At 53.7% G+C, this 25148-nt stretch carries 21 protein-coding genes and 3 pseudogenes; 6 read left to right on the top strand and 18 right to left on the bottom strand.

The genetic code is table 11. The features are described from left to right. Nucleotides 1–527 precede the first annotated feature (527 nt). Together xerC and mobH are read right to left on the bottom strand one after the other, a co-directional pair. Nucleotides 528–1472: pseudogene (gene xerC, locus Q1W15_RS20980) on the bottom strand (tyrosine recombinase XerC); the annotation flags it as partial. Beyond that, entirely contained in the window at nucleotides 1469–3310 is a 1842-nt protein-coding gene (gene mobH / locus Q1W15_RS20975) for a MobH family relaxase (protein ID WP_300731803.1), read from the bottom strand. The pseudogene xerC and the gene mobH, both read right to left, overlap by 4 nt. Before the next feature lie 413 nt (nucleotides 3311–3723). On the opposite strand from mobH, the gene Q1W15_RS20970 reads away from it, so the two are divergent. Continuing rightward, complete coding sequence (locus Q1W15_RS20970; RefSeq protein ID WP_300731800.1) at nucleotides 3724–4155, top strand: hypothetical protein; 432 nt, start codon at nucleotides 3724–3726, stop codon at nucleotides 4153–4155. A gap of 26 nt (nucleotides 4156–4181) precedes the next feature. Here the strand turns inward: Q1W15_RS20970 and Q1W15_RS20965 are convergent, their stop codons facing one another. Genes Q1W15_RS20965 through Q1W15_RS20945 form a run of 5 tightly spaced genes read right to left on the bottom strand, consistent with a single transcriptional unit; the run spans nucleotide 4182 to nucleotide 8871 of the window. Beyond that, nucleotides 4182–5741, bottom strand: a complete 1560-nt coding sequence (locus tag Q1W15_RS20965) for a conjugal transfer protein TraG N-terminal domain-containing protein (RefSeq protein WP_300731797.1) — start codon at nucleotides 5739–5741, stop codon at nucleotides 4182–4184. Next, entirely contained in the window at nucleotides 5738–6118 is a 381-nt protein-coding gene (locus Q1W15_RS20960; RefSeq protein WP_300731795.1) for a hypothetical protein, read from the bottom strand. The genes Q1W15_RS20965 and Q1W15_RS20960 overlap by 4 nt, the downstream gene beginning before the upstream one ends. After that, nucleotides 6111–7487, bottom strand: a complete 1377-nt coding sequence (locus tag Q1W15_RS20955; protein ID WP_300731792.1) for an integrating conjugative element protein — start codon at nucleotides 7485–7487, stop codon at nucleotides 6111–6113. The genes Q1W15_RS20960 and Q1W15_RS20955 overlap by 8 nt, the downstream gene beginning before the upstream one ends. A gap of 20 nt (nucleotides 7488–7507) precedes the next feature. Then, nucleotides 7508–8443 carry a TIGR03756 family integrating conjugative element protein gene (locus Q1W15_RS20950; protein ID WP_300731789.1) on the bottom strand — a complete coding sequence of 312 codons (936 nt, stop codon included), beginning with the start codon at nucleotides 8441–8443 and terminating at the stop codon, nucleotides 7508–7510. After that, entirely contained in the window at nucleotides 8440–8871 is a 432-nt protein-coding gene (locus Q1W15_RS20945) for a TIGR03757 family integrating conjugative element protein (protein WP_300731786.1), read from the bottom strand. The genes Q1W15_RS20950 and Q1W15_RS20945 overlap by 4 nt, the downstream gene beginning before the upstream one ends. A 370-nt stretch (nucleotides 8872–9241) precedes the next feature. Between Q1W15_RS20945 and Q1W15_RS20940 the strand changes: the two genes are divergently transcribed. Both Q1W15_RS20940 and Q1W15_RS20935 read left to right on the top strand, forming a co-directional pair. Then, nucleotides 9242–10765: a DUF3696 domain-containing protein gene (locus Q1W15_RS20940; protein ID WP_300731784.1), complete on the top strand. Its 1524-nt coding sequence runs from the start codon at nucleotides 9242–9244 to the stop codon at nucleotides 10763–10765. Continuing rightward, nucleotides 10762–11748, top strand: coding sequence for a hypothetical protein (locus Q1W15_RS20935; protein ID WP_300731782.1), 987 nt, complete (start codon nucleotides 10762–10764; stop codon nucleotides 11746–11748). Before Q1W15_RS20940 ends, Q1W15_RS20935 begins: the two co-directional genes overlap by 4 nt. A gap of 625 nt (nucleotides 11749–12373) precedes the next feature. Here Q1W15_RS20935 and Q1W15_RS24570 read toward each other — a convergent pair. Both Q1W15_RS24570 and Q1W15_RS20930 read right to left on the bottom strand, forming a co-directional pair. Next, a complete protein-coding gene (locus Q1W15_RS24570; protein ID WP_367280646.1) occupies nucleotides 12374–13051 on the bottom strand; it encodes an HNH endonuclease in 678 nt (225 codons plus the stop codon). After that, nucleotides 13026–14420 carry an AAA family ATPase gene (locus tag Q1W15_RS20930; RefSeq protein ID WP_300731780.1) on the bottom strand — a complete coding sequence of 465 codons (1395 nt, stop codon included), beginning with the start codon at nucleotides 14418–14420 and terminating at the stop codon, nucleotides 13026–13028. Before Q1W15_RS20930 ends, Q1W15_RS24570 begins: the two co-directional genes overlap by 26 nt. Before the next feature lie 177 nt (nucleotides 14421–14597). Here Q1W15_RS20930 and Q1W15_RS24565 point away from each other — a divergent pair, with 177 nt between their 5' ends. Then, complete coding sequence (locus Q1W15_RS24565) at nucleotides 14598–14807, top strand: ATP-binding protein (RefSeq protein WP_367280645.1); 210 nt, start codon at nucleotides 14598–14600, stop codon at nucleotides 14805–14807. A 40-nt stretch (nucleotides 14808–14847) separates the two neighbouring features. Here Q1W15_RS24565 and Q1W15_RS20925 read toward each other — a convergent pair. Next, nucleotides 14848–15568: pseudogene (locus tag Q1W15_RS20925) on the bottom strand (SOS response-associated peptidase family protein). A gap of 149 nt (nucleotides 15569–15717) precedes the next feature. On the opposite strand from Q1W15_RS20925, the gene Q1W15_RS20920 reads away from it, so the two are divergent. Both Q1W15_RS20920 and Q1W15_RS20915 read left to right on the top strand, forming a co-directional pair. Next, entirely contained in the window at nucleotides 15718–16146 is a 429-nt protein-coding gene (locus Q1W15_RS20920) for a LexA family transcriptional regulator (RefSeq protein ID WP_300731777.1), read from the top strand. Then, nucleotides 16136–17421: pseudogene (locus tag Q1W15_RS20915) on the top strand (Y-family DNA polymerase). The gene Q1W15_RS20920 and the pseudogene Q1W15_RS20915 overlap by 11 nt, the downstream one beginning before the upstream one ends. Before the next feature lie 51 nt (nucleotides 17422–17472). Here the strand turns inward: Q1W15_RS20915 and Q1W15_RS20910 are convergent. The 8 genes from Q1W15_RS20910 to Q1W15_RS20875 form a co-directional block, all read right to left on the bottom strand. Continuing rightward, nucleotides 17473–17745, bottom strand: coding sequence for a DUF3077 domain-containing protein (locus tag Q1W15_RS20910; RefSeq protein ID WP_300731775.1), 273 nt, complete (start codon nucleotides 17743–17745; stop codon nucleotides 17473–17475). A gap of 410 nt (nucleotides 17746–18155) precedes the next feature. Beyond that, the gene (locus Q1W15_RS20905) at nucleotides 18156–18449 is read right to left on the bottom strand and encodes a hypothetical protein (RefSeq protein WP_300731772.1); all 294 of its coding nucleotides are present in this window, start codon (nucleotides 18447–18449) and stop codon (nucleotides 18156–18158) included. Then, nucleotides 18446–21364, bottom strand: a complete 2919-nt coding sequence (locus tag Q1W15_RS20900) for a conjugative transfer ATPase (RefSeq protein ID WP_300731770.1) — start codon at nucleotides 21362–21364, stop codon at nucleotides 18446–18448. Before Q1W15_RS20900 ends, Q1W15_RS20905 begins: the two co-directional genes overlap by 4 nt. Next, nucleotides 21364–21795 (bottom strand): TIGR03751 family conjugal transfer lipoprotein, encoded by a 432-nt coding sequence (locus tag Q1W15_RS20895; RefSeq protein WP_300731768.1) that lies wholly within the window; start codon nucleotides 21793–21795, stop codon nucleotides 21364–21366. The genes Q1W15_RS20900 and Q1W15_RS20895 overlap by 1 nt, the downstream gene beginning before the upstream one ends. Continuing rightward, nucleotides 21773–23254: a TIGR03752 family integrating conjugative element protein gene (locus Q1W15_RS20890; protein WP_300731765.1), complete on the bottom strand. Its 1482-nt coding sequence runs from the start codon at nucleotides 23252–23254 to the stop codon at nucleotides 21773–21775. Before Q1W15_RS20890 ends, Q1W15_RS20895 begins: the two co-directional genes overlap by 23 nt. Further along, complete coding sequence (locus tag Q1W15_RS20885) at nucleotides 23244–24110, bottom strand: TIGR03749 family integrating conjugative element protein (protein WP_300731763.1); 867 nt, start codon at nucleotides 24108–24110, stop codon at nucleotides 23244–23246. The genes Q1W15_RS20890 and Q1W15_RS20885 overlap by 11 nt, the downstream gene beginning before the upstream one ends. Beyond that, nucleotides 24107–24763 (bottom strand): PFL_4703 family integrating conjugative element protein, encoded by a 657-nt coding sequence (locus tag Q1W15_RS20880; protein ID WP_300731760.1) that lies wholly within the window; start codon nucleotides 24761–24763, stop codon nucleotides 24107–24109. The genes Q1W15_RS20885 and Q1W15_RS20880 overlap by 4 nt, the downstream gene beginning before the upstream one ends. Next, nucleotides 24760–25140 carry a TIGR03750 family conjugal transfer protein gene (locus Q1W15_RS20875; protein WP_300731758.1) on the bottom strand — a complete coding sequence of 127 codons (381 nt, stop codon included), beginning with the start codon at nucleotides 25138–25140 and terminating at the stop codon, nucleotides 24760–24762. The genes Q1W15_RS20880 and Q1W15_RS20875 overlap by 4 nt, the downstream gene beginning before the upstream one ends. Nucleotides 25141–25148 lie beyond the last annotated feature (8 nt).

The following is a 25148-nucleotide window of genomic DNA, read 5'->3' as shown; positions in this document are numbered from 1 at the left end:
TGTCGGATGCTGCTCCTTGCTAGGTAGGAATGTTCGTATATCGATGGTGGTTGCTGCCCGTTGAGTGAGTCCGAAGCAGGCCCCGCATCGATCAGCCACCGACTGAATCCATGTCTGCTTTAGCCCCAATCGTAATTTTTTATACAACCGCGCGTGATCATGAGGGTGAAGAGGGTTGAGGGTTCTGAACTATCGTTTGAAGGCGCTGGTAAGTTCAGGTCTTGCCACCAGGTCCCGGGGCCATCCCAAGACAGTTCGTGGCTCAGACCTGTACCGACGGGAAGGATTGCCTGGTCCAGTGAAAAGCGTTCTGACGGCAAGCGTTGAACCTGTGTCAGCAGCTTTGAGCTTGTAAACGATTTATGCTGCAGATGGCACGTTTGGACCGCTATGCATTCAGCTTCTTGGTTGGCAAATAGCTCTGACGTTTGCTCAATCAAAAGAGTAGGCGGTTGCGCCTCAGCCGTCGGTGGTGAGATGGCAGCAGGGGCAGGCGGCATGTGTTCATCGACACACCGTTCAAAGTTGATCGCACCCTGTGACACACTCCGCTCATGCAGTACAGCTCTCATCAACTCGTAATCAGTTTCAATGTAGCCCAACGTCGTGGCGATATTGGAGTGATTGAGCAGGCTTTTGGTCAGATGGATGTTGCGCTCAGGGTGACGCATCAAGTCTGTCGCAATGGTGTGCCTGAAGCGGTGGGGAGTCATGCGGACCCCGAACTTGGCGAAAAGCTTGCGATACATACCCTCGACTTGATCAGTATTCATGACCACTGCGCGGTAGTGAATGGAAAAACGGTTAACGTTGAACAGTTGATCCTTGGGTTTCATGCCAATGCTGTTGGCTGAGGCCAATAGCCGTCTCAAGTGAGGTGCAAGACCTGGACAGATCGGTATGGAAAATTCACGGTGAGTTTTCTCGGTGTCTGCCTGCACCCGTATCAAGCCTTTGGCTCAATCGATATCTTGATAGCGCAAGCTGAGCAGCGCATTCAAACGGATACCTGTGTAATAAAACATCTCAAAAACGGCGAGCCAGAACCAGGCGGGCGTGATTTGGCTGCGCTTGTGGGTGCTGTGTTCTTCGGCAACCAGAGACGTGAGCCATACACGGGCACGCTGTATGGCTTCACGATCGACCGTTTTGCTGGGCCGCTTTGGTGGAATGACGGCAGTTTTCTTGAACGGGTTGACCGTGGTGCAAGTCAGAGTTCCTTGCTCAATAGCGAAGCCCCAGACCGTACGCAGGTGGTTTGAGTAGGTGTTCCAACTCTGTTTCGACAGGCCACTGTCCAGTAATTTTTTGCGCCATGCCAGTACGGAGCGGTTATCAATAGAGTCAACGGTGACCGTCTGGCCAAAGTGTCGGAGCAAGGCCCGGGTAGCCGATAAATACATATCACCTGTCGCCGTTCTCAGGTCGTGCGTCAAAAGGTAGTCCTGGGTCAGTTCAAGCGGCGTATTCATTTAACGTCCTCGGCAGACTCTGCAACCAGGCTCAGGCTCACATTATCGAACGGCACCTCGCTGAACAGTGTTGAAGGATCGTTGAGCAAGTAGCCGCGAAGTTTTTTGCTACTGCGCGGGCCAACGACATTGACCGTCCAGATGTTGAGGCTCTTTTCTGTTTTGCGGTGCAACTTGAGCTTCTCAAAGTCGCGCTGAACCCGTTGCCAGGCATTCAGTTCCTGAGCGTTTGCCTGGGCTTCGAGAGCTGGGAACTCCTGTACAAACCGTTTGAAAATCCCAGGCGTGACCAGCATTGCCGTACCCGATACCGTATGCACCAGTGCCTTGGCATCATTGATGATCAGCTTTCTGGCGTGCAGGCCATCTCTGAGCCAGTCAACAAAGGCTTGGCCAAGCGGGTTCTTCTGGGTGGCGGCTGCATCAACGTCATCAGTAGTTTGTGCATCCTCAGTGCGAGTCATGGCGTCGCTCCCTGCTTCCGTCGTAACAGGATCTGATGGCGTCGTGAGTGCTTGAGCGTCGCCTCCCAGCAGTGCCATGAGAGCGTCTAGATCGTCAGGGGGCGCAGTTGCAGGGCTGCAGAAGTCGGGCAGGGGCGCTTCAGAGGCGGGCGGGTTGGGTGTTGCCCTGTTGAGTGCTAAAGGCGGCAGGCTTTGTTTGTCGCTGCTTTCGTTGCTCGCCCCCTCTTCGACAGACGCGTCAGTCTCAACCGCCAGGCTGCCGAAGTAGACCGGTGGCCGGTCGTTTGGATCGCTCCATATCAACGCGGGTGAGAGCTTGAGCAAGGTGAAGGTATTGCGCCAACCCTTGTTGTTGTCGATTGTGGCCTTCCAGATGGCTTTGTCTTGCGCGTTGGTCTGGATAACCCCTTGGTCTTGAAGCATATTGAAAAACGGTGCGTTTGAGGTCGGTACGCCTTCAATACCCTGAGTCAGCAGATAGGCTCGAAGCTGGTCTGAAATCGGCTTGCTCACCAGCCATAAGGCATCTTGAGTCAGCCAGCCATCAGACGGGCCATCAGGTTGATTGAGCTTGTAGGTCTCGCGTACCAGGTACCGCAGCCCATCAGCCAGTTGCCGTTGCAGCGACTGCTTGGGCGCATCCAGCGCGCGCGCAGGGTTGCCTCCCAGTTCTTGAGCCACTGAAGCTTGATCGGCTTTCACCACGATCTCGCCCAAAATACCGGCGTGCTCGTACTGACCTGACAGAATAAAAATCAGCTGTGACCACGCCTCAGGAAAAGCGCTGAGCCAGTCCAGGATATTTGGGGTGAGGATCTGCGCGTAGATCAACGCGGCGGCAGCGCCGTGCAAGTGGTAGTTGCGCCCCTTCACATGGCGAAACCGGTAGGGCTGGCTGATCGGCCCATGCCAAGGGTGCCAGGTTGTTCCGTCCTCCAGCTCGACATGCAAGTCGACCGCAATTTTGCCGAGGTCATGAATGAGTGCGCCATAGGCTGCTGCGGCAGTCCAGGCTTCAGCCTGCGCTGATTGAGATTCCGGTGGTGCGCCAATGGGCAGCAAGTAGGTCTGTCGAATCTTCAAGGCATAGGCGACGATCTCCAACCCGTGATCGAGCATGCCGCCTGGGTAAGCATGGTGATGGTTTTGCGATGCAGGGAGTTGCTGGACCAGCTCAGCGTAACGCTCCAGTGGGCGTTGGTAGAGCTCGACAAACTGTTGTCGAGAAAGCGAAGCGCGCTGCCAAATGTTCTCCAATAGTTTTTGACGTCGAGGGGATGCAAGCAGCGCATGGCTGGGTGCCGGTTGCCATAAGCCACTCTGGGGAATGGTCTGTTCATGTGGGATTTTTCTGCATCGAAAGAAAGAAAGCATGGCCAACTCCACTATTAATCATGGGGCGGCCTTTTCCTCTATCTGATGGGCGCTGCTCAATAAGAAAACCATATTGGCAGCCGATCACATTTCGAGGGGCAACATGCCATCACGTCCCAAGGTCGATAGATACTGGTGTGCCGAATTATTACTGGATAGAGGCGGCTTCTCGGCCAGGCGTCGGCAGGTTCAGTTTTGACTGTGGGGGTTTTAAATGCCCGGAGTAGGTGGCCGGATGCCCTTTCGCATTTCAAGCCCTTTCGGGTAGGGCTTTTACCCTTGGGAACCTTTCCATTGGTTATTGAGAGCCATTTAACCCTTTGGGCCATTTGAGCTCGGCTTGCAAAAGGTACTTTCTGGGCGTATAGCTGGCTTCATAAACCTCCAGAAGATGCTTCACAGGAGAAGCGCTCATGGCTACACAATCATCTCAGAGCTTTGCAGGTCGCTTAGGCTATGGTTTGGGTCGGGGTGTGTGCTTTTTTCTTGTTGATGAAAATGTAGTGCTTCGATGGGTTAAAAGAACTGTTTTGGTTGGATTAATTGTCATTTTCATTGCTTATGCGGGCAATGTAATTATGGGCGCAGCAATCACTGTTGGAGTCATGTTTTTGAGTATCTCGCTGCTGTCGAAGTTGAGTGATTCAGAGCAGCCAGATGACTATAGTGATTCTGAAAATTCTCAGACTTCGGACTTTAAAAGTCTTTGGGATACGAATGGCCCAGATAGCCTCTGGCACGATGAAAATGACCCTGATTCCCTTGAAAATATGACTGATCCATCAGTTCTGCATCAAACACATTTCAATTGGGATAAAGAAACGGACTACAATTCTGATAAATAAACGATAATCTGATTTGATTTTTTGTCCTATTTTTTGTTCTTCGAAGAATTTATTCCTAATCCTTTTATTCCTACAGTAATTGCTTCCTGAGTCTGGTCGCTTACGCTTGATCCTGCTTTTTGTACCGAACTTGTTCCGTTAGACAGTGCTGACATAACACCTCCTGCAGCTACCCCTGCCCATGCGAGTGCGGTCATCCAAAACATAGGCAAAATTATAAACATCGCTCCCATAACGAAATTCAATATTGTATCTTGAGTGGCAGTATTTAACCCCATCACCGGGTTAAAGCTTAGCTGTGGTGATCCAGATCCATAGAGTGCATCTATAATTGTGCTGTCTACCCAGCGTGCCAACTGGAACCAGAAGTCTACGAAGATTAACGCGAAGAAAATAACGGACGTCGTCATTGCAACTTTTAGTTGATAAGCGCCGACAATAAGAACCAACGGAATGCATATCACCATCGCCATCTTCAAGAACGCCATAACCATTGGTAACGCTTGGCGAACCATATCCATTGCGGGGAAGTAACCCAGAGAGCCCACTGCAACTCCGAACGTACCCGTGGCCCTGGCCAAGCCGTTCCAGGCTGTTCCCCCAATCTGACCACCGTAGTCCGAATACACAGCGCTCTGAACTTGATTTGAAGGGGAGACCAACTGACGCACGAAAGACTCGTTGATTTGTTCAGGTGACATCCACTTAGCCCAGCCGATAAATTGCGTAAGGGTATCTGGGCCTATTTGATCAGTTAGCCGGGCTTTCAAGCCAACTCCACCATCGCTCCACCACTGATTACAGGTCGGATATCCACCACCGCCCGTAACCTGCGGCAAACCCACATCGCGGGTTGGGTTGTAGGGCCACGGTGCTCTGGGAGTTTTCGAGTAGTCGGTATCGTAATAGCCAGGTGTGTTTAGAAAGTAACGTGACCCAATCCAACTCAAGTCCGAGAAGGCCCCCATTTTGTCTTGCTCGGCTACCACTTCCGGGTTGCGTATAAACAGCCGAGCGCGGGAAGGGCCATAACAATCGTGAGTAAAGTCGGCAACTTCCTGAGCCAGCAAGGGGTTGTTAATTCGCGTGCGATCTACGTCCATCCGCAGTTGCCGTAGGTCTGTACCACAAGGAATAGCTGCCACAGCGCCGTTGGTCAAAGCCTTGGACAAGACATGCATAAAGGCCCACCAAATAGGTATTTGCGCACTTTTACCCGCCAACGAACTGAATGTTTTACTCCAGCCTGTCTCTGTCGGTGAAGGCAGATTGTATTGGCATTGCTGAGACCTGCTTTGATCGAAGGCGAGCGAGTCGAAACTCACATTGACCGCTGGCACGCCGCACAGCGCTACGACGATATAGCCGACGTAAATGTTGGTCTCGATCCGGGCTAAAGAGAGCACGCCTTTGTTACCCTCGTCAGCACCTTCCCCGCGTACCTTCAGCCATTCTCGAATCACGATGATGCAGAAGGGCAGAGCAAACAAGCCAGTGTCCGCGATCATTGCCCAGATGCCGTTGTTGATGATCCAGCCGACCAACGTGAGGTAATACTCAAGGTAGTCATTGGTGTAGAGGGTCATAGTGCACCTTCTGTCTGGAACGCAAACTTGCTAGCCTCGACCAGCAAAATCAACACCACCACCAGAAGCTCGATCTTCAAAAAGTATTTGCGGCTTTTCAAGCGCTCAGACTTTGGTTGACGTGCCTTGAGTTTGAGCCAAGTTACTGTCAGTGCTGTGTAGATCATTAATCGCCAGACCAGAAGCAACCAATAATGGTCGGTACGCCATTCCTCCCACTCGTGGGCATTTTCGAACATGCTCAATAAGGCGATGTTTACCAGTACCGCCAAAATGGAAAATGCAATCAATAGGCCAAAACCCAGCAGAAAGCCGCGCCCTATGCGCTGGGAGAGTGAGTGTTTTGGCGTAGCAACAGGTTTCTGAATGTCACTCATGATCCATGCCTCGCGGGTTGCCCGAAGGGGACTGCAATTGGTTCAAACGATCCGTTTCCGGATCACCCTGAAACACCCCGCGAGAGTTCTCTGTTCGTGCCTTGCTTCTGGCAATGATCGTCATGGGCGAGTTGTTCGCGAGCTGTTGGCGCATATCCAGCTCCATTTTGAGATTGCCGATTTCCTGTTGCAGTGAAGAGCTCTGCTGACTGACCGCTTGGGTAGCCAGTTCATTGGCCGCGACGTTCGGCTCTCGGCTGCCAGCCAGCAGCGTGCGTTGAAGAATCAAAGCCTTCTCCAGCACATCGGACAGGGCGACTTCCGAGGCCAACCGGCGGGCGAGCACATCCTGGTCGCGCTCATCTTTCAACGCGGCCACTACGCCTCGCGTGATGGGCAACGAATTGCTGCTGGCAGCATTCAGGTTTTCCATCGACAAGGGTTTGCTGCCGGTCAGCAGATCCTGCAGCGCTTTCAGTTTGAGGTCGTAAGCTTCCTGAATCAGAGGCGTCAGCCCGACGCCTGCTGCCGTGACGGTTTTGGCGCAACTGTCACAGGTCTGTTGTTGCTGTTCCCCCAATATACGGTTGGCAAACGTGCTGGCTTCCTGGGGGGAGGACCACACGTTACACACCAGCCCATTGCGGCAGGCGTCCTTGCCGATCGAGGAAGTGTCATCGACAGCCCGGCTGTTCAGCAGGTTGTAACCCGCCTGGGTGACATCGGCTACGATACGAATCGGTTTTTGCCCGGTGCCACCGGCACGATCACCGCCGACCCACGTTACGCCGTCATTACCGCCTTTCTTTTCGACCTGTTCCACGGCAGAGACCGCATCCGTAGTGGACTCCAGGGTCTTACTCATGGCCTGGCCCTCAGCCAGTTTGCCCCAGCCCATCTGGTTGCCGGCAACGTCTAGCATCCGGTCACCGATGGCACGGCAGGTGCCTTTGGAGCGATCAAAGTCCAGCCGCGCCTGCAAAATCCCGTTGGTAATCAAGTTGTACAGCGCCGGGTTTGCACGCTGCAGAATCAAGGCTGGCAGCGAAGAAACCGCGCCCGTGGCGTTTTGAACCACCGAAGTCATGATGTTTTGAAAGCCCGCCGTGGCCCCGTTCAACTGGTTCTCCAGCGTGTTACTCAAGTCCATATTTCCGCAGACCAGGTTGTTATTCCAGCTCCCGCCCACCGAAATGCTGTCCATATTGCCCGCACTGCCCATCGTGACAGCGCTGCCGCCACCAATGCTGTACAGCACGTCATCGCCAATTACACTGCCGGAGGCGGAAGCCCCAATAGGGTCAGCGCAGAGGGCCGTAGCGCTGGCCAGACTGCAGACGAGCCCGATCACCCACGGAATAGGTTTCATGAAGTGCTCCCGTTGCTGTCTCATAAGAAATCTGTACTCCCCAGAAAGGTCTGGCCGCGACGTTGGCAGCATGAATAGGGCCGCCACAGCGCCCACGCATAAGCGCCGTCCTGCGCCTGAACCTGTGAGTTTGAATGTGGGAAAACGGCACACGATGGGCTCGGCGTTGGAGCCAACTCCTGCCACTTACCGGTAGCGGCATCCCCCTCGGTGAGATCCCCCGCAGGCCAGTAGCCGTCGCGCGCGGAGGCGCGCATGGGCCAATAGACATGAACCTGGCCGGTCCGGGTCGTGACATCGCCAGCCCGTTGGGCGATCACTGCGCCGGTCTTGTAATCATTCGTCTGATGCAGAAAACCACTGCGCGGGTAAACGTTGCCCCACAGGTCTGTAGCGGACATGCTGCCCACCTCCCGCCGACCGGGGATCAGCGCTTCTGGATAGACCGCTTCGGGAATGCCATACCGCCAGGCAATCGGATCGAGCGTGCTCAAAAAATAAGGCACCATCGGCAACGTCGCCCCTTGGCAGACATACCCTGAAGCGCTGGCAAACTGACTGAACGCCGCCCCACCTGGATGGCCGATGACATCAGCCTCCTTGAACTTGATGATGTTGTTTTCGCCGACGTGATGGGTCGTGCCGTCATTGCCTGCCTGAGCCATCGGATTGGGCACCCCGAGAACCGACACCTCAGCCCAGGGATTCGCCCCGGTATTGGAATACGCCGACACCACCGCATCCGGCACGTAATGACGCACCTTGGTCGACGTCCTCACCTTGCAGCCCAGCGCCGTACACAGCAGCCAATAACAAATACCGACCACCTTGTAATCCAGGCATTGAGGCGACAGCGACGAGGCAATAATCGTTGCTGAATTGATCGATGCCGACGTGCTGAACGGCAGGCTGCAAATGAGAGCCAGCGACAGAGGGCGGAGCAGGCGACGGTTCATTGTGGTTGGCCCTTGGCGTTGTTGATCAGTACCAAGGCCTTGTCCACATCTAGCTCGCCGTAAACGACGTAGCGGCGATCAACAACCACGGCAGGAATCTTGGTGATCCCGAGGCTCCAGGCGTCGGCTAGACCTTGCTGGGCTTTGGCGAGATCGGCTTGTAAGCGCTTGCCGGAGGGGGTGTTGAGGCGACTTTGGACGATTGCGGCGGCTTGGTGCGGGTCAGTGGGTAGGGCGCGGGACAGCTCGCCTTCCAGGTGTTGCTGCTGGTCTAGAAGAATGATCCGGGATGGGCCGGAGGAGGTGATGGGGTGTGCTTGGTCAGTGATGACCCAGGTTTGGGCTTGGGTGATTGTCGTTATGGACAGAATGGCGAGCGACAGCACCAGTGATGGCGATATGCGGGTTGTGGCTTGGTGGGAGGGCATGGTGCTGTACCTGAGATGGGCTCAGATGCATGGGGCCAGAAAGAGTTAATCGGTGCAGTAGGAAAACAGTTTCTGGCTGAGGTTAGTTTTTTTGGTTGTGAACGGGGGGTGGTTTTTATTTGAGCTGTAGGTGATTTTTCGTTGGAAACGGCTCTTGCCTGTTCAGGACTGCTTTCGGCCAGATTGTCTAATAGACTGTAGCGTGGCAAATTGCTATCGTCTTGGCCTAGCTGTTTTGTGAGAAAGCAGTTGTTGAGGGAAAGCTTGAGCCCGTGAAGATAGCGTCGGCAAGAGAATCTGGACGTGCAGAGTTTTTTTGTTTACGTGTTTGATCGCTGCATACCATAGTAATATTTTTTCAAGGATGAATATGTTAGAAACTTTATCAATTGCAAATTTCAAAGCATTTTCAGGCAGCCAGAAAATAAAGCTGGCTCCGATAACGTTGATTTACGGGCCTAATTCTTCAGGGAAAAGCTCAATCATTCATTCAATTATGCTACTAAAACAATCGCTGACGCGGCCGAATGTGCAAGGCGGACTGGTTTCTAACGGGGAGTTCGTCGATCTAGGCGATTATTCGTCCATGGTTCACGGCCATGAATTAAAGCGCGCAATTTCATTCGGCTTTTCATATCTCCCTAATAAAAAACAATCAATTGCCGAATATGGCTTTGACGTTTTTGGAAAGAACAGAAGAAAAGAGTTTGAGTTGGTTTATAATTATGCAGGAGGAAAGGTTGACTACAAGGGGTTTTCGTACCTCGATTCAATGTCTGTAAAGGTGAGTAACGAGTCAAATTCTTCTGTCGTTTTTGCAAGTACAGTAAAATCTACACTCTTGCGTGCTATGGAAATCGAGATGGCAGAGCTGAATAAGCTTGAAAAGCCATCGGAAATAATGACTTCCAAGGACAAAGCCGCGGCAGCAGATAAAGCCGAAGGGTTGAGGAAGCGGCTTCCAGCAAAGAGATTAGCTGCATCGAGAACATTTATTTTTGGTGATGGTGGCTATTCTGCAGCTTATGAATACTTAATTAACCATCCCAATGCAAACTCAAAAGATGCTAATCCGAAGAAAGTATTAGACTTTGTAAATTTCAGGAGTGACTTGAATTACGCTACGCCTTCGATGGCAGTAATGGAGGGGAGAACGAGCTCAAGTTTTTCAGTCGAAACCTTCGTTCAATTGAATTTTGCATTTAGCAGCCTGGCTTCTGACCTTAAAAACAAGTTTGGTGCCATTACATATCTTGGCCCTCTTAGAAGTCATCCAAGTCGGTTTTATGCACCTAAGGCAGATCAGGACGAATCAGTAGGTAAACAAGGTGAAAATGTCGCTAAGTTTATCTATGAACGACCTGAAATGCAGGATGATATAAACTCTTGGTTTACTCAGTTTGAAGTTCCTTATGAGCTCTCATCGGAAAGTATTGGTACGGATGTGACCGGGCCAGTCATCTGCCTTCAACTGAAAGACAAAAGAACTGGAGTTAAAGTCGGACCCTCAGACGTTGGCTTTGGTATCGGCCAAATGCTTCCTATATTAGTGGAGGGCTTAGTTAGAGATAATAGCATTATTTGTGTTGAACAGCCGGAGATCCATCTGCACCCTAGATTGCAAGCGCATCTAGCTAATTTTTTCGTGGCTACATGCAAAAGTAATCAATGGATTGTGGAGACTCACAGCGAATCGCTTATACTTAGACTTCAAGGAATGATGTCTCAAGGCTTAGTAACGCCAGAACAAGTCGCCGTTCTTTATGTGGAGCCTACATCTTCTGGTGGTGAGGTAACACAGATCAGGATGGATAGTGAAGGTGATTTCATTGACCCATGGCCTGAAGGTTTTTTTGAAGAGAGGCTGACGGAAAAATTCAGGGGGAGAAGATGATCTCCGAATTCTCTCTGGATCACGACTTCTTCAGTGCTAGAACATTGAATGACGATGCTAATAGTGCTGCGCACGACTTTATCACGCGTTCTTGGCTAGATGTAGGTGTGCTAGTTCTTCCACGCGGAGGAGTTTCTGATATCTTGAAATTAATTGATACGTTACCTCCGAAGTTTCGCCAAAGATGGCTTGAAGCTTTAGAGTACGGCAAGAAATACGAAGTCGATCGTGAGTGGTGGGATTTTTCTGACTATACGGACTTTTCAAAGATTCGTGAATTAAGCTCTGTTTTTAAAACGGCTTTCTCTGAAGAAACCGCAGGCCTGCAACTTGGTGCCCAAGATAGTTACAAGCAGTTCTGCACCGAAACGAATTTTGAATTACTTGCAGCTGGAGTGTGCAGCGAGTCAATAAATATCACCAACTCATTAGGCTTAAGTGAGTCGGAAATACTAGAATCGGATACTCCGAAAAAGGTTTGGGATACTCGATTTGAGGCGCTAGCGCGACATTCAAAGAAGATAACTATTGTAGATCGCTATTTTTTCGAAAATATTCGTAAAGCAGCGTCTCGCGACTCTACAGACGAGGCGATGAAAAATTTCTTTAGCTTTTTATCTAAGATTGATAAGAAATTTAATATTAGAATTATTTCACACGGTGGCGAGAAAGGCAGCGATTTTCATGCTGGAGTATATGACGCTTTTTATAAGGGAGTATACAAGATACCAGCTTATTGGAAGGTAATAGGAAGCTTGACGCTTGTGTCAGCAAAAGAGGATTTTTTTATAAAGAAATCGCATGATAGATTTTTAGGTTTTGATCGGCATATTTGTCAGGTGGGAAATGGCATGAGAATTTTAGGTGCGACCCCAATTCCAAGCAGTACGTTTTTGGCAAAATTTGATCGAGATGGGGATTTATCACGGCGCGAAAGCTTGGCAAGTAGTCGTGACTTCCAACTTTGGCACGAGATTTTTTAAACATTTAGAAGTATCCAAGAATGGGTTGGTCATCTGCCTTTTGGTTATTTCTATCTTGCATGTCCGGCAGCTGCGGGTCAATTTTATTTGAGCTAACCGGTCACTATTGGCCGGAAGTGGCCAGTGATAGAGCATGGGTGCCTTGAATAGACCACTATGTGGACAACGATTCGTGGTGCTTTTATTTTTCGTCTCATGCTGCGCACTTGGCAACACAATCAATCCGGACAAGAGGCAGCATGAGTAAATTGAATTAGCAAATACCCGCAACTGAATAGTTCGGATAGTTTCAGTCTTCTCACTCCGGCCAGGTAATATAGATATGATCAGCCTTGGGCACAGAGAAAAATTTCGGCGCGCACTCTATTATCTTGCGGTTGGTGACGGTGACACTGTTAGCTGGCATGTTAAATCCGTAAGGTCTAGTCTGCCCTAAGAAAGCTTTTTATCTCGCTCAGGTGTGTGCTTTAATATTTGTCTATTTCGTATGCATGAGTGAATGTGGTTGTCCCCTTATAAGGATTTAATGTTGCTCTGGGTTTTGAGTAGAGCTGCTTAAATATAGCCTCACCTTGATAGGCAAAGTGAGGCAGTATTATCGATTTGGTCGTTAAAAGGGAGAAGTCTATGCAATGTTCATTTTGCTTAAGGACGTTGCAAGCCGGCTTAATATTCTTGTTTTTTGAACGCTTGATGATGCGTCAATCCAATCGCTCATTATTTTATGCAATTGATCATCGTCAAGATACTCATCGTCCACATTAAAGTTGTTGTGGAAATACCTATTGAGCCTGCATGCCTGAATGGTGAATATCCCCTTCTCGGTTTTGTCGGTGTACCTGACTCCAAACTTTTCGATGTGGTCATCCCAGTCATCGAAGTGCGGATGAACAATTAAGAAAGCACTTGATGACCTTGGGTACTGTCTCCTGGGTACGTTGCCTGAAGGCGCGCTAAGCGTGTCGGGAATCTGGTTGAGAGTTTCCTGATTTCGTTTGATTACATTGCAATCTGCGCAAATCACACATAGGTTTTTCTCTTCAAACATAAAGTCTATATGCAACGACTTTGGGACAATATGTTCGACATGGGCGTTATCTGCTGCCCGCGTCGAAACTCGCTCTTTGCAGTAGGCACAAATCCCTCTCTGCTCATTTCGGTAGTGAGTCCTGATAAACGAGCGAACCGGTAACAACTCATCACACCCCCAGGATCTATGGCTGAAATCGCCACATGCCTTTGTAAGAGTGATGATTTCTAAATGTGCAGTCTCACACTTAACGGGATTTGCGATTAGTGGCATAATGGCTACCCATTTCGAGTGCGGAATTTATTAGTTCGTAAAGAGGCTCGCTTCTATCTAATGTATCTGCGAATTTACTAAGCTTCCTAAGCTCGTCGTAGGTCTCTTGATCGATCTTTTTATGTTTGCGAAGGCTAGACATAGTCTTGAATGCCAATCGAACGATATATTCGTTCATGCTTCCTGGGGCATCAAACAACTCGGCCAGTTGGTAGTCTGCCGACTTTTCCCTAAAATCGGAAGCGCTGTAAATTTCGCGTCTACTTAGTGACGTTATGAAGCAGTTTGTGCTGCTGAGCTTTGAGATTATTTGCGGCGAGTGTGTGGCAATATAAAAATTGCACCGTCTATAATCTGAAAACACATTGATTAATAGACTCATGAAGCGTTCTTGCCACTTGGGATGCAAGCTGATTTCAGGCTCGTCAATAAATACTTGTGATTCGTCTGTAATGTGACCAGCGATTCCTAGCATGATAACCAGCATGCACTGTTCACCCGAACTGGCTCGACGCAATGAGAAGTCGTAATTGTCTGGCTTAGCCAGTCGGAGATCCATTAGCTTGATTAGGCCATGTCTGAGCAGTGTTATCGTACACGCCAACAGGTGTTCGTTACCTCGGATGCTCCCACCGAAAGTATGTGTCCAATCTAGTCCATGTTCATAACTGACTGTTAGGGTGATATGCTTTCTATTTACACAGTACGTTATGAAATAACCTAGTGCGTTATCGATAGATTCGTACTCATCTAGAGATAGATTGGCTAGTGCTGATGCACCTCTTGAGTCAAATTTTATATTGTATTTGTTTTCGAAAAAGTTAATTGATTCGCTTGAAATGGTGATGTCAGAGTCGAATATTGCTCGATGTCTATTTGCTGGCTGGAATAAAGATTTAAATACGAAATCTAGTCGTGATTCGAAATTCAGCTCACGGAATACGTTGGCCAGCTTCTGCAAACCTTGTTTTGATTGCAGTTTGTCAAGTATTCCAATTGTTGCTGAAGAAATAAGTGAGATTGAACCAGAGCTCATGGAGCCCATTTCACGCATTCCAACATATCGGTAGTTGGAGTGTATGGCGTCGTAAGGACTGTTGTTTTTGGGGAGCTTAAATGTGTCAAATGGGCTGGTTGAAACGGTAATAACTTTGGGAATACCGCCGTTGTATCTCTCGCGATATTTCTTAATATAGTTGTCAGCCGTAAAATCATTACGCTCAGCGAGCATTGCCGAAATGTTCGTCAGCAGTCGACTCTTTCCAACCCCATTGCTGCCTACTAATATAGAATAACTATTTTCATACGGATCATAAAGATTTGGGATGATTAACGGTATGTCTTCAAAGTCATATACTACGCTGTTCAATTTAAGCTCCTTGCTTAAATCGCTATAGGGGTCGAAGGCCCTTAGCTTCGCTTTCTAATTTAGGTAAGACAGGATGATTGATTACGACGTTCTCAACGTTACCACTAATGGCCAATCGCTTTCTACGCCCCTGAAGCTACCCATTCACCTTCTTTTCAAAACGTCGTCCTGAACGGTGTGCCGATACCTGAATCTTTGATACCTCTCCTGTTCAGCTCTGATCGACGCTACTCCCATCAGCAAGACAGCTCACCATTCGCTTCGGAGGTGCTTGGATTAGGACTCTTCATAGTTCACGAACTGGTAGTGGGGCATGGTGGGCGAATTGACGTTACCTCTTTAGCCGCGAACGGCACTGCGTTCGATGTGCTCTTGCCCCTGGCGTGACGGCAAATGAGATACCAAGCACCTGACTACTTATTGCCCGTTATCGGATTGTCATCAAATGCATTTGTAGCTCATCCCCCACCGGCACAATCAATCTAGCCCTATCATTCCGCACATTCCGCACATTCCCCACCTCCTTACCAACCCGAAACCACTCAAACGCCTCAGTAGCCTGGCACCCGCCCAAATCCAATTCCTCAGCTCTCCCAGCATCCAAATCACGCGCCACCCATTCCCGAGCATACTCCGGGGCAAACACCAGCGGCCGCCGATCATGAATATCAACCATCCCTTGGTCACTCGCTGCGGTGATGATCACAAAGCCATCCCCGTCATGAGGCTCTAACCCCGGATGCACTTGTGCAAGCGCTGCAAAAAACATCGGCGCCTGGCTTTTCAAGCGTATGAAGTAGGGCTGTTTCTTTTTCGGGTCGTCCGGATCTTTGACCCACTCGTACCATCCATCTGCCATGACCAAAGCACGGCCATTGGGCCACAGTTGTTTGAAGAATTTGCCGGTGGTGACGGTTTCTGCGCGGGCGTTGATGGGGTCCGGGCGTTTGCCTTTTGCCCAGACCCCAGTGCACGGGATCAATCCGTAACCCGTCTTCCACGCCATGAAGAATGTTGACGCGGGAGCAGGGGGCGATGTTGTAGCGGCCAATGGGGTGGTTGTCATACCCGCTGACGATCTTTCTGTCGCTGGCCAATACGTCCAAGTAATCAGCGATGCCTCGGTACTGCACAAATCGTCCGCACATGGCGAGGACCTCGTGGGCTTTAGCGACTGCAGGGAGCGTAGACGCATTAAACGGGATGTTCCTCTCGTCTAAATCTCATGCGGACGTATTGCTCGGATCTGCCCTACGCTGTTAACTGTATATTCGTACAGTAATCGAGGGCGCAGGTCATGAGCTACACATTATTGGGTCCTTTGGTGGAGGGCGGAGTTCCTATTCCCCTGTGTTTGTTCAAGATTCCGGCTGGGTTTCCGTCACCGGCGGCGGATCATATCGAGCAGGTGATTTCTCTGGATCAAGTGCTCAATGTGCGTGCGCTGCATGTTTATCTGGCGTCTATTGATGGCGACAGCATGCAGGGGATCGGGATTTTTTCGAGGGATTTGGCGGTGATCGATCGTTCGGTCGAGCCCATTCATGGCCACGTGGTGGTGGCGTTGCTCAACAATGACCCCGTCTGCAAGCGTCTTTGTATGCGAGGCAAAGACGTCATCCTCAAGTCAGAGAACCCCAAATACCCGGACCGGCATGTGATGGAAGGGGATGATTTGTCTATCTGGGGTGTGGTGACTCACAGTGTGCGCAGCCATGGTCGCTAAGCCCAGTCCGGTTTTCGCGCTGATCGACTGCAACTGTTTCTATGCCAGTTGCGAGCGGGTGTTCAGGCCGGATTTGGCCAAAGTCCCCATCGTGGTGCTCAGTAATAACGATGGCTGTGTGATCGCCCGCAGTTATGACGCCAAGCCGTTTGTGAAAATGGGCGAGCCGTATTTTCAGATCAAGCAGCGGTTGGAGCAGCACGGCATTATTGCGTTCTCTTCGAACTACGCGCTGTATGGCGACATGAGCGAGCGGGTGATGAGCTTGATTGAGTCGATGGTGCCAGCGGCGGAGGTTTACAGCATCGATGAGTCTTTTGCTGACTTTACGGGCCTTCTGGATGCTACCGCGATGGGGCGGGCGTTGCGCGCCAGGATCCTGAAGTGCACGGGGATTCCTGTCGGGGTGGGGATCGGCCCCTCCAAGACGTTGGCCAAGCTGGCCAATCACACGGCCAAGCGCCTGCAGGCGCGCACCGGAGGCGTGGTCAATCTGTGTGGTGACTTTGAGCGCGCCTGGGTGCTGCGAAATACTGCGGTGTCTGAGGTGTGGGGAGTAGGGCGGCGTATGACCGTTCACCTGGAAAGCATGGGCATCAAAACCGCGATGGACCTGGCCAGGGCGGATCCTTGGACGTTGCGCAAAAAATTCAGTGTGGTGATTGAGAAAACCGCTCGCGAATTGGCCGGAACGCCCTGTCTGGAGCTCGATGAGCCGTATCCTCCGAAGCAGGAAATCTGTTGCAGCCGCATGTTTGGCAAAAGGCTGACAGAACTGGCTCCGATCAAAGAGGCCGTGGCCACCTACATGATGCGCGCCTCGGAAAAGCTGCGGGCACAAAAGTCCTACTGCAAGAAACTCCGGGTCAGCATTCGCACCGGCATGTTCAATCCGGATGAAGCGAAGTACGCCAAGGGCGTGGTGGTGACGCTGCCGCTGCCGAACCCGACCGATGATGTGCGGCTGCTGACCAAGGCTGCAGTCGATGCGCTCCAGCATGATTTTCAGCCCAAGTTCAAATACAGCAAAGCCGAGGTGTTGCTCATGGATCTGCGACACCCGGGCGACTTCTCGGATGATCTGTTTGCGGTCAATCAGCCGGCAGAGGCGACCAGGGTGATGGCCGTTCCGGATCAGATTAATGCGTGTTGGGGCAGGGGCACGCTGCGGGCTGCCAGCGTGCCGAGTCTCCCGGATTGGGCCATGCGCAGGGCAATGATGAGTCAAGCTATACGGCCCGGCTGGATCAGTTGTGGCGGTTGTCGTGCCTCTAACCGTAGGACACGACCCCATCCAATAGCGATGGGGCTGTCCAACCCATCCTGTTACGGTACGCCTTGAAGGCCCAAGGTCACGTCGTCGATGATCGCTTTGGCCATCTCACTGAGGTAGTGCGAGGCCCAGCGCAGGGTTTCGTGGCCATCGTCCATGGCACCCAGGTACGAGAGCGTGTTGACGCAGTTCAGCAGTAAAGAGGCGTGCTGCAAGGCTTCTTCGCCCGAAACGCCGGCATTGACGCTGAACAGACGCTGGTGCTGTGCGTTGCATTTGCCGAAGGTGGCACCGCCAACGGTTTTGATCAACGGAGAGACGTTCATAGGGCACCTCGGTTCGCAGTGAGGTGTTGGCTTTTGGGCAGGTTGATCGTGCGCGTTGAGTGATTGCTAGAGGGAGTGAGAGCGTGCATCTGGCATTACTCCTGTATGTGAGGAGCTGCCACGGTTCGCCGTCAAACGAATAAGGGTGGCAGCTGTGCGCAGGTTGACGGACCGGGCATACAGGACCCCGGCAGACCCGAAGGTCTCCCACACACAGCCGCCATAAACATATAAGCGGGCACAAAAAAAGCGCCTGCTATTGGAATGGTGGGCGCTGTGCGCCTGTATGAGCTCGGGCCGTCAAACCCGTTCGCTGAATGTGCAGCGAAGGCAAGAGAGTAAACCTCAGTATTCTTAAGTGCAACTGCGCGCTGGCCAGGAGCGTTTGCGCAATCGGGTTCAACACGGTCTCAAACCGGGGTATCACAGCGCTTCACTGCCAACCCGTGTTGACACAACGCCTCAAACAACGCGGCTTCTGCCTCTGACGGTTGCGGATGCTCCCTCATCCAGCCTTCAAGCACGGCCCGTAATTGGCCTTGAATATCGCGACGGTCAACGGCTCGGTTGAGCACTTCCTGGAGTTGTTCGATCAACACCGGCGCGCACACTTCCAATGTTTGCAGGGCATCTTCGCCAGGCTGTTGAAGCAACTGTGTCAGGCTTTCGATCAAGTTTTGGGTCAGGGTGTTGAGTGTTCTCATGCCGGTGGCTCCAGGGCCGAGTCGGGTTCGGGAAAGGTGAGGGTGTGGGGTTCAATTCCGCGGCTGCGATCCAGTGTCGCGGCGACGTTTATGGCGGCGTCGAGTTCGTTGCAGCCTGTGGCTTGCATGAGGTCGTAGCGTTGTTTTTTCTCTTCCGGTTCGGTCATGGCCAAGGCCAGGAACAGGCTGGGCGGTACGGCGCGAAAGAGCATTTCCAGGCTTTTGGAGAGGACGACGCCTTCGGTGAATTTGCCGCTTTCTTTGCGGGCGGACAGCATCATCGACTTTTGAGCCGAGCTCAGTTCTCGGAAACGGGCGATTTTCACCACTTCGTCCGGGGGCATGTTCAGGCAGATCCACCACTCGATCATGTTGAGCAGGGCTGAGGCTTCGGGCGGTACGTCGTCGACGTTCTGGGTCGCCATCCAGAACCACGCGCCCAGCTTTCGCCACATTTTGGTGATCTTGACGGAGTACGGGGAGAGCAGTGGCACCCGCAGTTGGATGTGGCCTTCGTCGGTGAAAAACACCAGGGGGCGGCCTTTGAATTGGTCCCGTTCAGCGATGTTGTTGACGGCGTTGAGCAGCGAAATATAGGCGATGGCCATCTGTGCACTGTAGCCCTCGCGCGCATAGGTGGCCAGGTCAACGATGGTGATATCCGCCTCTGGCCAGGGCGTGCCGGGGCGGTTGAACATCTCGCCTTCGCTGCCCATGCAGAACATGGACAGGGCTTCAGCCATTTCCAGAAAACGGGCGCTTCGAGCGGCCGGGATGCCGGGTTCCAGGCCTGTTTCGTGGAGGGCTTCGCGGATGTCTTGGGGAAGGACGATGCGTTGTTCGGCCACACATTTTTTCGCCGCGTTGAGAATGCATTGGCGGATGGCGCTGCGGTCGGCGCGGGTAAGGCGGGCGTCTTCTTTTTCTTCACCGCCGGTGATCATCAGCCTGGCGGTGATTTCCATCTCGCCCAGAATGTCCCGTTGTTCGTCTTCGGTCTGGCTGGCCAGGTGTTCGTCCGAGGCTTCGAGGTCGTCCGCCTTGAAGATTTTGACGTTATGGCTGGGCTCAATGAGTTTCACCGCGTCCGCGAAGGGCGCAAGGCTGACACCGGAACCCGGTGCCAAGCGGACGCGGTTGACCGTCAGGCCCAGACGTTTAGCGAAATCCCCGAGCAAGCCAAAGCTGTTACCCGCTTCGACGATAAACAGGCGGGGCCGGTAGATCGCCACGAGCTGGCTGAGCATGCCGGTCGCTGTGGCGGATTTGCCTGAGCCGGTGGGGCCAAAGATGAAGAGGTGCGCGTTCATTTGCCGATCGAGCCGATTCAGCGGATCGAAGGTCAGCGGCGCACCGCCGCGATTGAATAACGTAATGCCGGGGTGGCCTGTGCCCGTTGAGCGGCCCCATACGGGGGCGAGGTTGGCAATGTGTTGAGCGAACATCAATTGCGTGTACCAGTCCAGCGCGCGGCGTTGGTTGGGGTCGAAGTTGCCGGGCAGCCAGCGTAAATACGTGTTCAACGGCGCGACTTCATCCTGAGGGTCAACCGGCTCCATGCCTGCCCCGAGGAGGGCGGTACTGAGTTGCAGGCTGCGTTCCTGCAGTTGCGCGCGATCACGGCCGCGCAGGTAAAACGCCACGCTGCCCCGGTAGAGCTTGTGCTTGCGGCCGAGTAATTGGCGGGCGGTGTTTACGTCTTCGCGGGTGAGGATGGAGGCCTGGGTATCGCCCACGGCTTTGCGTGAGAGCTTTTCCAGATGGCTGTCCAGTGTGTCTTGTGGGGTGATGACCAGGGTTATGCACAGCAGGGTGTCTTCGGGCATTTTGTCGAACAGGGCATTGAGGGCATCGCCGCCCTTAAGGGTTTCACCCGTCAGGTGGCCGGTCTTGGGCGCTTCGCGCAAGCGATCAAGTACCACCACGCGATGGGGTAAATCGTCGAAGTACCACAGCCCGGTGTCGGGTTCCGACACGGGCTCGCGGTAGAGCAGGTTTTGCGAAAAGTCGGTTCCGCTGGCCAGCGGCAACTCGTCTTCTTGGGCTATGGGCACCTCTTTGCACACCAGGGCGTAGAAACGCCGGATGTCGGCCTCCGCAGGCCCGAGGTGGTCAGGGCGCGGGTTGAACCAATGAATCAGCCAGTGGCGGATCGCGTGGCCATCCATGCGATGGCTTTTAATGCCGGCGTTGGCCAGGCCTCCGGTCAGGCGATCGCAGATGATTTTCAAATAGGGGCCGGGAGCCTGGCCGCGCACGTCCAGGTCTGTGCGCTGAATGCGGCGATAAACGACCAGCCGTACGCGGCGCTGCTGGCCTTTCCAGGGCAGTTTGCTGACGGCGGTGTCTTCGAATAGGCCGCCGGGTTTGGAGATGGCCTCCAGGTGTTGCTTCATCAACGTCAGATACAGCTCGGTGAACGCCGTGCCTTGTGCGCGGGGCTGAATGTAGTCGTGCAGTTGCTGCAAATAATCGTCCCAATTGGTTTCGTCCTGGGCGTAGAGCTGAACGACCCAAGGCGAGGTTTCCAGTTCATCAAAAGAGTCCTGGAGTGCGTTTTCCAGCGCATCGCGGGCTTTGCGCAGCCACTCGGGGTCGCGGCCTTCGGTGCCGATGGGCGTCAGTTCGAAGAATGCAGCGCGGGAAACACCGTCCTCCAGCAGCATGGCTTTCTCTGCCGGTAAGTAGTCGACCCAGGGCAACAGGTCGACGAAGGACGCGTTGACGTCGTACAGCTTGGCCACGTCGGCGGTGGTAGCCGGTTTTTTCTTGAGGTTGTGCCAGTTGTCCGGGGAAGGAATGCCTGCCGTCGCGAGGCGCTCGAAGTAGCGTTCAGTGGCGGCTTCGCTGGCTTGAGCGTCATCAAGGTCAGGTTCTGTGCGCAGAGGTGCTGCGAAGCTATCCCAGAACTTCATCAATAGTCCTCCGTGCGTTCACCGGGCATGGCGTATTGCACCCGCTGATACAGCGGGAACACGGTGGAGTAGCCCGGAATCGGTGCCGGGTCGGAGCCCGCAAGGTGAGGGAAGACATACATCACCAGGTCCGGGTTGGGCAGGCGTTTGAACTGGCTGTAAATCTCGTTTTGAGCCGTGCGGGTGAACAGGGTGTTGTCGGCCGGATTGGCTTCCAGAGGTCTGCGCAGGCCTTGGCGGGCATCGAGCAATTGACGGCCCGCCGTGTTGCCGCCGGATCCGCCGGTGCCCTGATCCCAGACGTCCATCATCGTGTTGTTGCCGTGGGGCAGCAGTTCGTCCTTGCTGGTGGAGCAGGCTGAAACCAGCAGCGCGATGGCCAGCGCTGCGCCTGATTTCAGACCACGATTAATCAAGCGACGTCGAGGCATGGCGGGCTCCTGAGCGGTAATCGACCTTGCGGCCCTTGAGTTCGTAATCGAGGGTCAATTGCTGATCCAGGTGCACGGCAATTTGAGCGCCGGGCTGGACGTACACGGCGGCAAAGGCTTGCCCGTAGAGCTTGTTCACCCAACTGGAAATATCATTGACGCCCTGGCCAATGATCTTGCCCATGGCTTCGCTGCCGGACATGCCCACGGTGCCCATCGTGCCGGTCTGCGGATTGATGAAGGTACTGGCGTTGGGCTCTGACTTGATCAGCGAGGCGGCCCCGGCCCCTGCAGCGGTAATCAGCACTTGAGAGCCGATGTACTGCGAGGCGTTGCTTTTGCGTTCGCCGCTGATACAGGGAATGCCATAGGCATCGCTGATCCAGCCCAACCCGCCCTGGATCGTGGTCTGGTTGCCGCTCTGACTGGTCTGGTTGTTAGTCGCCTCGTCCTGCGGGGCGGGCAATGTGCGAACGGTGCCGTCGTTGAACACAAAGGTCAGGCTTTTGATCTGCCCGCGCACGCACGACAACGTCCAGTCGCCGGAAGCGGTGCCGCTGGCCACCGCACCGGCGACGTCGGGCAAGTCGATACCGTTGGCGGTGAGGTTGTCTGGACCGATCAGCACCTTGAAGGGGTAGGGATCGTTGACCGTGCCATCGATGGGAACCCGGCCGATCAACGCAGACATGGCCACCGAACCCATCAGGGTTGAGTTTTGCGGCAGGGTGTAGACCTTGCGCACGTGCTTGCGGGCTTCTTGCGATGAGGGCTCGCCCGTCACGGAGCGAGCCCCGACATTTAGAGCGTGCTGGCCCCGGTCCAGGGTTTCGCCAAATGAGCTGGGGAAGTTAAAGCCGTTGGCCGCTTGATTCGATCCAGCGGCAATGGGCTTGCCGTTGACATCGACGGGCGTCGCGTCCTGCGGATTGATCCAGATAACGTCGAGTTCGGGGGCACCCTGAAAGCCTTGGCCATCACCCGGCTGCACGCCGAAACCAATGGGTAAGTCGGAGCCAGGGGTACTGCCCGCTCCCGGCTGGGTGCTCAGGGTGTTGTAGTGCTGCTGCAGCGTGTCAAAGAACGTCTGGCTTTGTTGTTGCGACGTCTGCTTTAGAACGTTCTGAGCGTTTTGCAGCTGGGTGGCAACGTTGTCATCGATGTTTTGCAGGCGCTTTTGCAGCTCCAGATTCTGCTGTTTGAGCGCGTCATTAGTCTTCAGCGCCTGGCTGACCTGGTCCTTGAGTTGCCGGCTTTCCGCGACAATGGTGCGCAGCGTGTCGCCGGGCGTATCGCCGTCGACCCCAAGCTTTTTGGCCTCACCTGGATTGAGCGTCAGCGTGCCCGCGTCTTGACCGTCCGGCTCGGAACCGCCACTGCTGAAGAGTTTGACCAGGACGATAACCGCGAGGATCGCGAACGGAATCACCAGGAATTTAATCAGCGGATTATTCTTCACGGCGCGCTCCTTTCGGATCGATCTGCCCGACGGCCACGGGCAACAGCGATTCAGCCAGGCCGTGGTCACGGGTCACCAGATACACCGTTGTGGTATCGGTCGGCTCGCCCCTGGCCCCCAGATAGGGATGCTGAAAAGTTGCGGTGACGAAATCGCCCATCAGGTCACGCGGGTCGAGCGATACAGGCTGGGTGCTGGTATTGCGCAATTTCACGGCGGTTACCCAGAACGCATCAGCTCGCCAACTGCCCAGCGCAGAGGCTTCGACGGGTAAAGCGGGCAGTAGGGTTGTAAGGTTCAGGTTCCGCTTGATATTGACTTGAGCGATGCCGGTCACCGGCTCAACCGTGCGCAAAGGCGCGTAAAGCATCTGAGCCGCATAGCGCGTGATGACCACCGGTAATGGGGTTTCGCTACGGGCAGGTGGCGGGGGCTCTTCGGTATTTTGCTCTGCAGAAGGAGGTTCAGATTGGGCGCTGGTTTGCCCATATCGTTTAGGCGCGCTGTCACCGGCGACGATCTTTACGGGCTCCAGTAACGGCTGATTTGCCTGCTCCGTGGTGGCGATGATATCCACCAGCATGATCTCGCCGGTGCTCATGTTCTGCAGTTGCAGGCGGGTCGGCTCGATGGGCGTTTTCGCCAGTAAATACAGGGTGCCGCCGGTACTTTGTACGCGCAGTTTATCGACCAGATGGCGTGGCAGGCCCACACGAACATTTTGATCGACAAAGACAATGCGCTCTTGGCCGACGATCAAGGGCAAGGCCAGCGGAATGCGCTCCCAGCGCTGGATTTCCACGGCCTGGGCGAGAGTGCAGGCAAGAAGTGCAGCGATCAGCAGCAGACGCTTCATGATTGACCTCCCGGCTTGACAGGTTCTGCGGCGGCCTCGATACGCTGCGGATTACCGCTGTAGCAGTCCCAGGCCAGCCCGAAAGGGTTGCTTTCCGGGTCAACGTCGGAGCGAATGATGTGCAGCGGGTACCGCGCAAAGGCGCGCTTCACCCGTTCGCCGCCGTAATGCTCATCGGCGGTGATGTCCAGGTTGACGGTCCAGTCATTGATGCTGAGCTGCTGAACATGGGGCTCTTTTTTATCGTCGATCCCGCGCCCAGGAATCTCGAACACCCCGCGTTCGCGTTTGCGCAGTTCCCCACTGTTGCGGCGTAGTTCGAAGTCTTTCTGCAGATAGGCTTTACAACTCGGGGTCAAAAACCCGCCCAGGCGCGCGATATTGTCCTCGTAGTCGATTTCACCGTCTGTTGGCCAGCGGTTCATCTGCTGGAAGATGTACAACCCAAAGGCATACACCGACTCCGGGGGAACGTCCCACCATTGCCGGGTGCTGCCCGAGCGCAGGTCCGGCGGCACATGAATGGTCAGGTCGCGCGGCGCGCTCTGCCAGCCGTAAGCCATGTACAACCCCAGTGCTATCAGCAGGCCAATGACCAAGCGCAGGCTGTCGATATGGGCTCGTTGTGCATCCACTCGCTTGCGATACGTCATGCGGCCTCCGAACGATGGCACGTCCATGCACCCGTGCGTGTGATCAGGCGAGCCTTGCTCCAAACAGGAGCATGCCGGGCGATCACCCATTGCATGTGGCGGTATACCCACGTGTCCGGGCGACCGCGTTTCATCCGCCGCAAAACGCGACTGGCAACGACCAGCCCGAGCACGCCCCCGACCATGCCGCCGGCAATGATCAGCGCCCATATTTGGGTCAATATCGCGGCGGGAAGCCCTGCCACCAGCCCGGCCACGATACTGAGCAAAAGCGTGGTCCACATCTCATCAGCGGTCAGGCCGCCCATGATCACGGGCTGGTTGTTCAGCCTGCCGGGAAGGAAAACCAGCGTACCGTCAGTAAACAGCTCGGTCATGGCCCGTA

The sequence above is a fragment of the Pseudomonas sp. genome (assembly GCF_030150285.1).
Lineage (GTDB): Bacteria > Pseudomonadota > Gammaproteobacteria > Pseudomonadales > Pseudomonadaceae > Aquipseudomonas.
This window is presented reverse-complemented; position numbering and strand designations above follow the sequence as displayed.

Bases quoted from the DNA above. Each gene is read 5' to 3' on its own strand.
- mobH (WP_300731803.1), bottom strand. From the start codon at position 3,310: ATGCTTTCTTTCTTTCGATGCAGAAAAATCCCACATGAACAGACCATT.
- Q1W15_RS20970 (WP_300731800.1), top strand. From the start codon at position 3,724: ATGGCTACACAATCATCTCAGAGCTTTGCAGGTCGCTTAGGCTATGGT.
- Q1W15_RS20965 (WP_300731797.1), bottom strand. From the start codon at position 5,741: ATGACCCTCTACACCAATGACTACCTTGAGTATTACCTCACGTTGGTC.
- Q1W15_RS20960 (WP_300731795.1), bottom strand. From the start codon at position 6,118: ATGAGTGACATTCAGAAACCTGTTGCTACGCCAAAACACTCACTCTCC.
- Q1W15_RS20955 (WP_300731792.1), bottom strand. From the start codon at position 7,487: ATGAAACCTATTCCGTGGGTGATCGGGCTCGTCTGCAGTCTGGCCAGC.
- Q1W15_RS20950 (WP_300731789.1), bottom strand. From the start codon at position 8,443: ATGAACCGTCGCCTGCTCCGCCCTCTGTCGCTGGCTCTCATTTGCAGC.
- Q1W15_RS20945 (WP_300731786.1), bottom strand. From the start codon at position 8,871: ATGCCCTCCCACCAAGCCACAACCCGCATATCGCCATCACTGGTGCTG.
- Q1W15_RS20940 (WP_300731784.1), top strand. From the start codon at position 9,242: ATGTTAGAAACTTTATCAATTGCAAATTTCAAAGCATTTTCAGGCAGC.
- Q1W15_RS20935 (WP_300731782.1), top strand. From the start codon at position 10,762: ATGATCTCCGAATTCTCTCTGGATCACGACTTCTTCAGTGCTAGAACA.
- Q1W15_RS24570 (WP_367280646.1), bottom strand. From the start codon at position 13,051: ATGCCACTAATCGCAAATCCCGTTAAGTGTGAGACTGCACATTTAGAA.
- Q1W15_RS20920 (WP_300731777.1), top strand. From the start codon at position 15,718: ATGAGCTACACATTATTGGGTCCTTTGGTGGAGGGCGGAGTTCCTATT.
- Q1W15_RS20910 (WP_300731775.1), bottom strand. From the start codon at position 17,745: ATGAACGTCTCTCCGTTGATCAAAACCGTTGGCGGTGCCACCTTCGGC.
- Q1W15_RS20905 (WP_300731772.1), bottom strand. From the start codon at position 18,449: ATGAGAACACTCAACACCCTGACCCAAAACTTGATCGAAAGCCTGACA.
- Q1W15_RS20900 (WP_300731770.1), bottom strand. From the start codon at position 21,364: ATGAAGTTCTGGGATAGCTTCGCAGCACCTCTGCGCACAGAACCTGAC.
- Q1W15_RS20895 (WP_300731768.1), bottom strand. From the start codon at position 21,795: ATGCCTCGACGTCGCTTGATTAATCGTGGTCTGAAATCAGGCGCAGCG.
- Q1W15_RS20885 (WP_300731763.1), bottom strand. From the start codon at position 24,110: ATGAAGCGTCTGCTGCTGATCGCTGCACTTCTTGCCTGCACTCTCGCC.
- Q1W15_RS20880 (WP_300731760.1), bottom strand. From the start codon at position 24,763: ATGACGTATCGCAAGCGAGTGGATGCACAACGAGCCCATATCGACAGC.
- Q1W15_RS20875 (WP_300731758.1), bottom strand. From the start codon at position 25,140: ATGACCGAGCTGTTTACTGACGGTACGCTGGTTTTCCTTCCCGGCAGG.